This window comes from Shigella sp. FC1567, assembly GCF_001743015.1.
In the GTDB taxonomy this organism is placed as follows: domain Bacteria; phylum Pseudomonadota; class Gammaproteobacteria; order Enterobacterales; family Enterobacteriaceae; genus Escherichia; species Escherichia coli.
Map to the genome: position 1 here is coordinate 1 of NZ_MIIV01000058.1, position 10685 is coordinate 10685.

The following is a 10685-nucleotide window of genomic DNA, read 5'->3' on the forward strand; positions in this document are numbered from 1 at the left end:
TCGGCCTTTGAGGTCGTGGTATGGATGACGGATGGCTGGCCGCTGTATGAATCACGCCTGAAGGGAAAGCTGCACGTTATCAGCAAGCGTTACACTCAGCGCATTGAGCGACATAATCTGAATCTGAGACAACATCTGGCAAGGCTGGGACGGAAGTCACTGTCGTTCTCAAAATCGGTGGAGCTGCATGACAAGGTCATCGGGCATTATCTGAACATAAAACACTATCAGTAAGTTGGAGTCATTACCTACATAATATATAAATAAAATATATTTGTGGTATGAATATTATTGTTCTTTTAATATGCGTCCATAAAAAAGGGAGACTTTGAAGTCTCCCTCCTCGTATTTATTTCAGTAGCAACATATTTCTAAATATGCGCCTCACGCAACATTTTCTGCTCTGGCTGACGAATCGTCGTAGAAAGCGCCAATGACAGAATCAGCAGGGCGAAAATCACGTAGAAGGTCACATAGAAACCGCCAAACAGTGAGGCGATAATCGAACCAAAAATGCTACCGATACCGAAACCGAGGTAAATCACACCGTAGTTTTTCGCCAGGTTATTGAGGCCGAAGAACTCACTGACCAGTGATGGAAAGACGGTAATAGTGCCGCCAAAGTTAAATGCCACGCAGGCAATCGCTGCAAAGAACGTCACTGCATTTAATGGTGCAAACAGCAGGGCCGCCATACCCACCAGCGAAATCACCTGACCAATGGTGATAACACGGATACGGGCAATTTTGTCAGACAGAATGCCCAGCACCAGACGACCTGAAAGGTTAGCGATGGAAATAACCGTTACTGCATTGGCTGCGGAAACCACATCAAGGTGTGCCAGACTTTGGGCGATATCTTTCGCTACCCCAATCACGTACAGGCCGCTCATGCAGGCAGTCAGGAACATTACCGCTAACATCCAGTACTGCGGTTTACGCATCGACTCTGCCAGCGTGTAATCTTTCTCCACCACACCATTGCTGGTTTTCACTTCCTGTTTTGGTGCGTCTTTCATTAACGTTGCGCCGAAAACAATCATCACCAGCGCAATCGCTCCCCAAATCACAAATGTTTTTTCCAGACCCACCGTTTCCAGCAGCTGCGTGTCGATAAATTTGAAACCCAGGCTACCAAGACCATAAGAACCGATAGCGAACGCGGAGATCAGACCTTTACGCTCCGGGAACCACTTCACGCAGTTAGAGAGCGTCAGCAGGTAACCCGCGCCATCCGCCAGACCGACCAGCACACCGGCGCTTAACCACAGCATCATCAGGTTGTCAGAATGCGCTGTCAGGAAGAAGCCTAATCCTAGCAAAATGCCGGAAGCCATAGTGACGCGTTTAACGCCAAAACGTTCCTGTAATTTCCCCGCAACAGAAGATGAAATTGCCAGCCCCAGACTTAACAAGCCGAAAGAGAAAGCGACCTGGCTTACCGGCGCATCCAGCTTGGCAGAAAGCGCGCCATTAAACAGGCTCCAGGTATAAACCGACCCCAGCGCAAACTGGGTAATGATAGTACCGATGAGTGTCAGCCAGCGGGTACGCTGATAATTTGAAGGTGTCATGGCAGTATTCCTGCAGTAATAAAAAGGAAAAATCTCTGCCGACAACCATAACGAAGTGCATTTTATGCCTGGGGAAAAACGGCATGAAATGCCATCAGAACGGAATGAAATGCCTTAGTTCAGGAATGAATGACGCGACAATTATTCACCAAATTTATTATTTGTAAGTTAGCACCCACTATCACCACAACTATTGTTATTCAATGGTTTCAATTGTGACTGTTACGTTAAAATCTGGCGCTAACCCCCATCGTATACAGATAGTCGCTATTATTAGTGGTATTTTCTGCCTGAGTTAGCGCGGCATAGGCGGCAATATTTTGATTGAGCAACATATCAGCGCCTACGGTGACATCCAGCCAGTTGCCGTTCTGGTTTGTCGCCGTCATCCGGCTCAGGCCTGATTGCGCCTTCCAGATATTCTCGCCAAATTGCTGGTTATAGCTGATTTGCGCCCAGGGTCGGAGATCGCCAAGCCGGGAGTCAACACGCCAGCCTAAGCTACTCACGCTGGCATGCCATAACGGATCGGTCAGCGTGGTAGTACTGTCGCCAAACTCGTTATACATCGAGGTGGTTGTGCCATCGTAATGTAATGCCGCGACCGGGCCGGTTGTAACCTGTTCATATAAAGGAAAATTCCAGCCCATACTCATACTGCTGGTCACATCCACAGGAGTTTCTTCCGCCAGATTGACTTCCAGTCCCAGCGCCCTTTGGCTACTTTGAATACGTTGCGACAAAATATCGTTGTAATCAGGTTGATGATCACTATCCCAGGTGTAACGCTCTGTGGAATGTCCGGGTTGCGTATCAACGATATATTCTTGTTGCCAGGCGTAAGCTGTGTTGAGAAAAAAGGCGCTGATTACCACGCTCGCCAGCAGGCTTAGCTGCCAGCGACCACCGCTTTTTTTTATGATCATTAACACGACTCCAGGGAAGAGCCGAATTCGGCAATATTATTGTCATTGTATGAAGGATATCGGGCATAGTAGCCCTGTATTAAATATTGACTTTTTCACCGATGCGTCAAGAAAAGCGGCTGAAATTTTTACGATCGGGTACATAGCGAGGGAAAGTATGGAACGTTGCGGCTGGGTGAGTCAGGACCCGCTTTATATTGCCTACCATGATAATGAGTGGGGCGTGCCTGAAACTGACAGTAAAAAACTGTTCGAAATGATCTGCCTTGAAGGGCAGCAGGCTGGGTTATCGTGGATCACCGTCCTCAAAAAACGCGAAAACTATCGCGCCTGCTTTCATCAGTTCGATCCGGTGAAGGTCGCAGCAATGCAGGAAGAGGATGTCGAAAGACTGGTACAGGACGCCGGGATTATCCGCCATCGCGGGAAAATTCAGGCAATTATTGGTAATGCGCGGGCGTACCTGCAAATGGAACAGAACGGCGAACCGTTTGCCGACTTTGTCTGGTCGTTTGTAAATCATCAGCCACAGGTGACACAAGCCACAACGTTGAGCGAAATCCCCACATCTACGCCCGCCTCCGACGCCCTATCTAAAGCACTGAAAAAACGTGGTTTTAAGTTTGTCGGTACCACAATCTGTTACTCCTTTATGCAGGCATGTGGGCTGGTGAATGATCATGTGGTTGGCTGCTGTTGCTATCCGGGAAATAAACCATGATTCGGGAAGCGCAACGTTCAGAACTCCCCGCGATCCTCGAACTGTGGCTGGAAAGTACAACCTGGGGACATCCCTTTATAAAAGCGAATTACTGGCGTGATTGCATTCCGCTGGTGCGGGATGCGTATCTTGCCAATGCGCAAAACTGGGTCTGGGAAGAAGACAGTAAGCTTCTCGGTTTTGTCAGCATTATGGAAGGCCGATTTCTGGCAGCGATGTTTGTCGCACCGAAGGCCGTCAGGCGCGGTATTGGTAAGGCGCTGATGCAATATGTGCAGCAGCGCCATCCCCACCTGATGCTGGAGGTTTATCAAAAAAATCAACCGGCGATAAATTTTTACCAGGCGCAGGGTTTTCACATTGTCGATTGCGCATGGCAGGATGAAACCCAACTACCCACCTGGATTATGAGCTGGCCGGTGGTTCAAACGCTGTAAGTGTCAGTTCCGGACCGTTGTATTTTTCCAGCCATGCCAGCGCCGTATTACCCGCACAGCCATTCCCCAGCCGCGAGCTGGGGAGATCTTTGGTCAGCACGTTGACTGCGCCGTTTTTACAAATACCGTCAGCGGTTAAATCCAAATCCGGCCATGCCCCTTCGTGAATACAAATCACGCCAGGTTTAATTCCCTCGCTAATGACCACTCCGGCAAGAATTTGCCCGCGTGCGTTCCACAGCCGAACAGTATCGCCATCTTGAATGCCGCGCGCCAGGGCATCGTCAGGATGAATGGTGACAGGCTCACGATTTGCCACCGCATACAATTCGCGCAGAGAACTGTAATTCAGCTGGCTGTGCAGACGATGCGCCGGATGAGCAGAAAGTACCTGTAACTGTTCCGGTTCGGCATTGCCCTGCCATTCGTCCGGCTCCAGCCACATTGGATGCCCCGGGCAATCCGGATAAGCGTAATCGGCAATACGCTGCGAGAAGATTTCAATCTTACCGCTGGCGGTTTTTAATGGATGCGCCTGCGGATCGCGGCAAAAATCAGCGAAGCGAATAAACCGCTCGCTGTCCGGGTTTTCCGGCATCTCAATTAACTGATTGGCTTGCCAGAACTCAGCAAATGGCGGCAATTCAACCTGCTGGCTTGCCCCGCGCTGTCGGGCAACGTTATAAAACGTTTCCAGCCATTGCAACTCACTTTTTCCTTCCGTAAAACGTGCATAACCGCCCTTCTCCCAGCGTTCACTTAACTCGGCAAAAACATCAAAATCATTACGCGCTTCATAGCGTGGCGGCACCACTTGCTTCATCGGCACCAGATGCTGATTACTGTAATCGCCGGTCATGGTGAGATCATTACGCTCAAAAGAGGTAGTCGCAGGCAGAACGATATCCGCGTGTTTTGCCGCCGCCGTCCAGAAGCATTCGGAGATAACTACCAGCTCCGGTTTTTGCCAAGCTCGTATCAGGCGATTAGTGTCCTGATGATGGGTGAAGTTGGCGCCACCCGCCCACCAGATAAAGCGAATATCCGGGAAGAGGCGATTCATGCCATTGTGTTGGTATGCGCAGCCAGGGTTTTCCAGTGCTTCAACAATACGGGCAACAGGGATTTTATCTACCGCATCGCTGCCACCCGGCAAGCTACCCTGCATGGAAGAGAGCACCGCAGAACACCGCGTGGGATTACCACCATTGGCAAAATGATAAGAAAGACCAAAACCGCCGCCGGGTGTGCCGATTTGCCCCAACATTGCCGCCAGCGTGACGATCATCCAGTGTTTTTGCTCACCAAGCTGTTGGCGCTGCATTCCCCAGCCAGCCATCAGCATGGTCGTGTTTTGGTGGAAAAGAGCCGCCAACTCGCGAATTTTCGCTGCGTGAACCCCACAAATCCCTGCCGCCCATTCGGCGGTTTTGGCTATTCCGTCACTCTCGCCCAGCAAATAAGAGGCGAAGACGGCATAACCTGTGGTGCAACGCGCCAGAAACGCTTCGTCGTGCCAACCATTTTCCACCAGCGTATGGGCGATCCCCAGCATCAGCGCAACATCGGTGCCCATGTGCGGTGCCACCCACTCCATTTTATCGCCAAAGAAATCGACGGTTTCCGATCGCATTGGATCAATACAGATCAGCTTTTTCCCGCTGTCACGCAGTGCGGAAAAGTAAGAAAGCCCCTGCTCATCAGATGCATTCCACGCAATTTTCAGCGTATTGAGTGGGTTAGCACTCCACAACACCACGACATCGCTATGTTCCAGCACCAGCGGCCAACTGGTTTGCTGTTGATAAACTTCGCTGCCACCCACGACATACGGCATGATCGCCTGTGCCGCACCGGTCGAATAATCCCCCAGATGCCCGGTATAACCGCCTGCCAGCGCCATATAGCGTTGTAATAATGTCGAGGCCTTATGCAGCACGCCGTTTGAACGCCAGCCGTAGGAACCAGCAAAAATCGATGCCGGACCATAAGCCTCACGAATGCGTTTATGTTGTTGGTGAATAAGATCCAGCGCCTCATCCCAACTCACGTGAACAAATTCATCCTGCCCACGAATGCCTTGCGGGTTTTCCGGTGACGCGAGAAAGCCTTTGCGCACCATTGGAAATCGTACCCGCGTATTGCTGTGAACCTGGTCGCGAACCGCGCTCTGCAAGGAGTTTTCCATTCCTGTGGCTAACGCGCCACGCGAGCTAAACACGGTTTCGCCGTCGGTTTCAACCAGCATGGGCCCCCAGTGGGCGGCAGTCAGAACGGAATATCGTGAGGATGAGTTGGCCAAACCGAAGACTCCTGAAAGGTTAGATGTATTGAGCAGTTAAATATTACTTACAAATTTCCGAGTATTCCCAGGAATAATCTTCATGTTCACGCGGCATAATCTCCCGCCACGGAACCCGTGGCAAAGAATAAAAAGGTTATTAAGGATTAACAATGAAGAAACGTGTTTATCTTATTGCCGCCGTAGTGAGTGGCGCTCTGGCGGTATCTGGCTGCACAACTACCCCTTACACCGGCGAACGCGAAGCAGGCAAATCTGCTATCGGCGCAGGTCTGGACTCTCTCGTGGGCGCGGGTATTGGTGCGCTCTCTTCTTCGAAGAAAGATCGCGGTAAAGGCGCGCTGATTGGCGCAGCAGCAGGCGCAGCTCTGGGCGGCGGCGTGGGTTATTACATGGATGTGCAGGAAGCGAAGCTGCGTGACAAAATGCGCGGCACTGGTGTTAGCGTAACCCGCAGCGGGGATAACATTATCCTCAATATGCCGAACAATGTGACCTTCGACAGCAGCAGCGCGACCCTGAAACCGGCAGGCGCTAACACCCTGACCGGCGTGGCAATGGTGCTGAAAGAGTATCCGAAAACGGCGGTTAACGTGATTGGTTATACCGACAGCACGGGGGGTCACGACCTGAACATGCGTCTCTCCCAGCAGCGTGCGGATTCCGTTGCCAGCGCGTTGATCACCCAGGGCGTGGACGCCAGCCGCATCCGTACTCAGGGCCTTGGCCCGGCTAACCCAATCGCCAGCAACAGCACCGCAGAAGGTAAGGCGCAAAACCGCCGTGTAGAAATTACCTTAAGCCCGCTGTAATCCCTTTCATGCCAGGTGATGCAGAAATCACCTGGCATTCTTCAGTTTTCCTTCATCATATTTCAGGCTAAGGTGAGCGCCTTATCAGTGAATGGAGAGAAGCATGAAGCCGTCCGTTATCCTCTACAAAGCCTTACCTGATGATTTACTGCAACGCCTGCAAGAGCATTTCACCGTTCACCAGGTGGCAAACCTCAGCCCACAAACCGTCGAACAAAATGCAGCAATTTTTGCCGAAGCTGAAGGTTTACTGGGTTCAAACGAGAATGTAGATGCCGCATTGCTGGAAAAAATGCCGAAACTGCGTGCCACATCAACGATCTCCGTCGGCTATGACAATTTTGATGTCGATGCGCTTACCGCCCGAAAAATTCTGCTGATGCACACGCCAACCGTATTAACAGAAACCGTCGCCGATACGCTGATGGCGCTGGTGTTGTCTACCGCTCGTCGGGTTGTGGAGGTAGCAGAACGGGTAAAAGCAGGCGAATGGACCGCGAGCATAGGCCCGGACTGGTACGGCACTGACGTTCACCATAAAACACTGGGCATTGTCGGGATGGGACGGATCGGCATGGCGCTGGCACAACGTGCGCACTTTGGCTTCAACATGCCCATCCTCTATAACGCGCGCCGCCACCATAAAGAAGCAGAAGAACGCTTCAACGCCCGCTACTGCGATTTGGATACTCTGTTACAAGAGTCAGATTTCGTTTGCCTGATCCTGCCGTTAACTGATGAGACGCATCATCTGTTTGGCGCAGAACAATTCGCCAAAATGAAACCCTCCGCCATTTTCATTAATGCCGGACGTGGCCCGGTGGTTGACGAAAATGCACTGATCGCAGCATTGCAGAAAGGCGAAATTCACGCCGCCGGGCTGGATGTCTTCGAACAAGAGCCACTGTCCGTAGATTCGCCGTTGCTCTCAATGGCCAACGTCGTCGCAGTACCGCATATTGGATCTGCCACCCATGAGACGCGTTATGGCATGGCCGCCTGTGCCGTGGATAATTTGATTGATGCGTTACAAGGAAAGGTTGAGAAGAACTGTGTGAATCCGCACGTCGCGGACTAAGCCGCGACTGCGTGAAGTAAAGCCCGATAATCGCTCGGGCTTTTACTCTTTATTGGGTTGCAGTAACTGCTGTAGTCCAGGCCTGATTAAACGCCTGATGTTGTGCCGGTAACGGCGCAATCAGTTTGTTATATTCACTTGCCTGCTGCGAAGTCGGGAACTGGATACCATTTGCTACAAAGCTCACCTGAGTACCTTGTTGAGCAATGTAGTCTCCAACCATCACCAGTTGTTGCGTGAAAGTTTGTGCAACCGGAATCAACGGTTGCAATGCATCAGCTGGCGTCGTTACCACTTTGGTGAATGCCTGATCAAAGACCGGTTTCAAATCATCGGTCTGTTTTAGCGCAGAGTGCGCAGCATCGGCCTGCAACTTCGCATTTTGCAGTTGTTGCGCCAGCACACCCAGCGAACCGTTCATTTCACGCAGCGGACCGCTTTGCGTAACGTAATCCTGCGGTACGCGAATTGCGTTAACGCTGTCTACGACCGGGCGCAGACCGGAATCCATCGCCTGATTCACCTGCTGAGAATAACCATACAGAATCGCGTAATCAGAGACAAAAGGACCAAACTGTTTTTTCTGATCGGCAGTCAGGGTTGGTAGACGTTCACCGCTACGCATCACTGTATTCTGCAGGAAGTCGATAAACGCTTTACGCTGATCGCCTTCTTTATCAAAACACCCACTCAGGCTAACTACCATTAATAACGCCGCAAGAGGCGCAAACCAGCGAGAGCAGGACTTTCCTGTCGCCATTTTCTTACTCCTTTCACCCAAAAAAAGCGCACAACGACACACGCGTGTCTGACGTGACAAGGATAGTCCAGGACAGGCTTGCAGGATACCCTTTCTACGTAATCTTCCTGGTAAAATCATGGAGAAAATGAAACAAGGTTAATTTGTTGTTTCATTGTTAAAAAATGATATTGCCGTTGCTTTTTTGTAGCCCGAGATTTACGCCTTCGCAGAACTTTAGATTTTCGAAATCTTTACAAAACAGGAGTGGTAAGAGATATATCGGCATTTATCAGATCGTTAGGTGGCTATAAGTCACGCTAAATGACTGGCTGAATCGAATCATAGCCAGAGCATGCCCTGACTTCACCCCGCTGTGTCTGCTTTTCCCGACTATTCTTAATGAGCTTCGATGCAATTCACGATCCCGCAGTGTGATTTGAGGAGTTTTCAATGGAATATAAAGATCCAATGCATGAGCTGTTGAGCAGCCTGGAACAGATTGTTTTTAAAGATGAAACGCAGAAAATTACCCTGACGCACAGAACAACGTCCTGTACCGAAATTGAGCAGTTACGAAAAGGGACAGGGTTAAAAATCGATGATTTCGCCCGGGTTTTGGGCATATCAGTCGCCATGGTAAAGGAATGGGAATCCAGACGCGTGAAGCCTTCAAGTGCCGAACTAAAATTGATGCGTTTGATTCAAGCCAACCCGGCATTAAGTAAGCAGTTGATGGAATAGACTTTTATCCACTTTATTGCTGTTTACGTCCTGATGACAGGACCGTTTTCCAACCGATTAATCATAAATATGAAAAATAATTGTTGCATCACCCGCCAATGCGTGGCTTAATGCACATCAACGGTTTGACGTACAGACCATTAAAGCAGTGTAGTAAGGCAAGTCCCTTCAAGAGTTATCGTTGATACCCCTCGTAGTGCACATTCCTTTAACGCTTCAAAATCTGTAAAGCACGCCATATCGCCGAAAGGCACACTTAATTATTAAAGGTAATACACTATGTCCGGTAAAATGACTGGTATCGTAAAATGGTTCAACGCTGACAAAGGCTTCGGCTTCATCACTCCTGACGATGGCTCTAAAGATGTGTTCGTACACTTCTCTGCTATCCAGAACGATGGTTACAAATCTCTGGACGAAGGTCAGAAAGTGTCCTTCACCATCGAAAGCGGCGCTAAAGGCCCGGCAGCTGGTAACGTAACCAGCCTGTAATCTCTGCTTAAAAGCACAGAATCTAAGATCCCTGCCATTTGGCGGGGATTTTTTTTATTTTTTTTCAGGAAATAAATAATCGATCGCGTAGTAAAATCTATTATTATTTTTGTGAAGAATAAATGTGGGTGCAATGAGAATGCGCAACGCCGTAAGAAAGGCGGGAATAATTTCCCGCCGAAGACTCTTACTCTTTTAAATTGCAGGCTAAAAATGCCGCCAGCTCATAACGCCCCTGTTTAATATGCAATTCACACAGTGAATCTCTTACCATCCAGGTGAAAAATAAAAGCGTGAAACAAATCACTATTAATGAAAGTAATCCGTATTTTTGCGGCATTCCCAGCCCCCTGTGTTGATTTCCAACGAGTAAGAGGCTAACCTTATGGTGTTCAGGCATAGGGTAGCCTCACTTTGATTTATAGTCAGGTGGGGCTTTTCTCTGTCTGCCTTTCGGTGAATACCTGAGACAAACAGTCTCAAGCACCCGTAGCTATTCTAGCTTAATAAGTTTGTTTCTTCTCCTTGATATAATCCTAAAAAAATCTGGTAATGCTGCCAACTTACTGATTTAGTGTATGATGGTGATTTTAAGGTGCTTGCGTGGCTTCCATTTCCATCAGATGTCCTTCCTGCTCCGCTACTGAAGGCGTGGTGCGTAACGGCAAAAGCACTGCCGGACATCAGCGCTATCTCTGCTCTCATTGCCGTAAAACATGGCAACTACAGTTCACTTACACCGCCTCTCAGCCCGGTACGCACCAGAAAATCATTGATATGGCCATGAATGGCGTCGGATGTCGCGCCAGTGCACGCATTATGGGCGTTGGCCTCAACACGGTTTTACGTCACTTAAAAAA

14 protein-coding genes are annotated in these 10685 nt (G+C 49.7%); 9 read left to right on the forward strand and 5 right to left on the reverse strand.

Going from position 1 to position 10685, the window contains the following annotated elements:
- Positions 1 to 234: IS1 family transposase (locus tag BHE85_RS04870; protein WP_001393844.1), on the forward strand; the 234-nt coding region annotated here is incomplete at its 5' end.
- Positions 235 to 371: 137 nt separating this feature from the next.
- Here the strand turns inward: BHE85_RS04870 and BHE85_RS04875 are convergent.
- Positions 372 to 1574, reverse strand: a complete 1203-nt coding sequence (locus BHE85_RS04875) for an L-lactate MFS transporter (RefSeq protein ID WP_000189025.1) — start codon at positions 1572 to 1574, stop codon at positions 372 to 374.
- 227 nt (positions 1575 to 1801) lie between these two features.
- Positions 1802 to 2500, reverse strand: coding sequence for an autotransporter outer membrane beta-barrel domain-containing protein (locus tag BHE85_RS04880; protein WP_001296791.1), 699 nt, complete (start codon positions 2498 to 2500; stop codon positions 1802 to 1804).
- 157 nt (positions 2501 to 2657) lie between these two features.
- On the opposite strand from BHE85_RS04880, the gene tag reads away from it, so the two are divergent.
- The gene (gene tag / locus BHE85_RS04885; protein ID WP_000438948.1) at positions 2658 to 3221 is read left to right on the forward strand and encodes a DNA-3-methyladenine glycosylase I; all 564 of its coding nucleotides are present in this window, start codon (positions 2658 to 2660) and stop codon (positions 3219 to 3221) included.
- Positions 3218 to 3658 (forward strand): N-acetyltransferase, encoded by a 441-nt coding sequence (locus BHE85_RS04890; RefSeq protein ID WP_000617481.1) that lies wholly within the window; start codon positions 3218 to 3220, stop codon positions 3656 to 3658. Before tag ends, BHE85_RS04890 begins: the two co-directional genes overlap by 4 nt.
- On the opposite strand, the gene bisC is transcribed toward BHE85_RS04890, so the two are convergent.
- Positions 3627 to 5960 (reverse strand): biotin sulfoxide reductase, encoded by a 2334-nt coding sequence (bisC, locus tag BHE85_RS04895; RefSeq protein WP_000013925.1) that lies wholly within the window; start codon positions 5958 to 5960, stop codon positions 3627 to 3629. The two genes, BHE85_RS04890 and bisC, sit on opposite strands and share 32 nt — an antisense overlap.
- Before the next feature lie 152 nt (positions 5961 to 6112).
- Here bisC and BHE85_RS04900 point away from each other — a divergent pair, with 152 nt between their 5' ends.
- Both BHE85_RS04900 and ghrB read left to right on the forward strand, forming a co-directional pair.
- The gene (locus BHE85_RS04900; RefSeq protein WP_039064310.1) at positions 6113 to 6772 is read left to right on the forward strand and encodes an OmpA family lipoprotein; all 660 of its coding nucleotides are present in this window, start codon (positions 6113 to 6115) and stop codon (positions 6770 to 6772) included.
- Between the two features lie 103 nt (positions 6773 to 6875).
- Complete coding sequence (gene ghrB / locus BHE85_RS04905; RefSeq protein WP_000805024.1) at positions 6876 to 7850, forward strand: glyoxylate/hydroxypyruvate reductase GhrB; 975 nt, start codon at positions 6876 to 6878, stop codon at positions 7848 to 7850.
- Positions 7851 to 7899: 49 nt separating this feature from the next.
- Here the strand turns inward: ghrB and BHE85_RS04910 are convergent, their stop codons facing one another.
- Positions 7900 to 8610 (reverse strand): DUF3053 domain-containing protein, encoded by a 711-nt coding sequence (locus BHE85_RS04910; protein ID WP_004987320.1) that lies wholly within the window; start codon positions 8608 to 8610, stop codon positions 7900 to 7902.
- A gap of 432 nt (positions 8611 to 9042) precedes the next feature.
- On the opposite strand from BHE85_RS04910, the gene BHE85_RS04915 reads away from it, so the two are divergent.
- From BHE85_RS04915 to BHE85_RS27210, 3 genes are all read left to right on the forward strand, one after another.
- Positions 9043 to 9333 carry an HTH-type transcriptional regulator gene (locus BHE85_RS04915; RefSeq protein WP_004987407.1) on the forward strand — a complete coding sequence of 97 codons (291 nt, stop codon included), beginning with the start codon at positions 9043 to 9045 and terminating at the stop codon, positions 9331 to 9333.
- Positions 9334 to 9612: 279 nt separating this feature from the next.
- A complete protein-coding gene (gene cspE, locus BHE85_RS04920; protein ID WP_000014594.1) occupies positions 9613 to 9825 on the forward strand; it encodes a transcription antiterminator/RNA stability regulator CspE in 213 nt (70 codons plus the stop codon).
- 139 nt (positions 9826 to 9964) lie between these two features.
- Entirely contained in the window at positions 9965 to 10024 is a 60-nt protein-coding gene (locus BHE85_RS27210) for a hypothetical protein (RefSeq protein WP_212732943.1), read from the forward strand.
- Here BHE85_RS27210 and hokA read toward each other — a convergent pair.
- Positions 10013 to 10165: a type I toxin-antitoxin system toxin HokA gene (gene hokA, locus BHE85_RS04925; protein WP_001135724.1), complete on the reverse strand. Its 153-nt coding sequence runs from the start codon at positions 10163 to 10165 to the stop codon at positions 10013 to 10015. The two genes, BHE85_RS27210 and hokA, sit on opposite strands and share 12 nt — an antisense overlap.
- 263 nt (positions 10166 to 10428) lie before the next feature.
- Here hokA and BHE85_RS04930 point away from each other — a divergent pair.
- The coding region (locus BHE85_RS04930) for an IS1-like element transposase (RefSeq protein ID WP_024259250.1) at positions 10429 to 10685 on the forward strand (257 nt) is incomplete at its 3' end.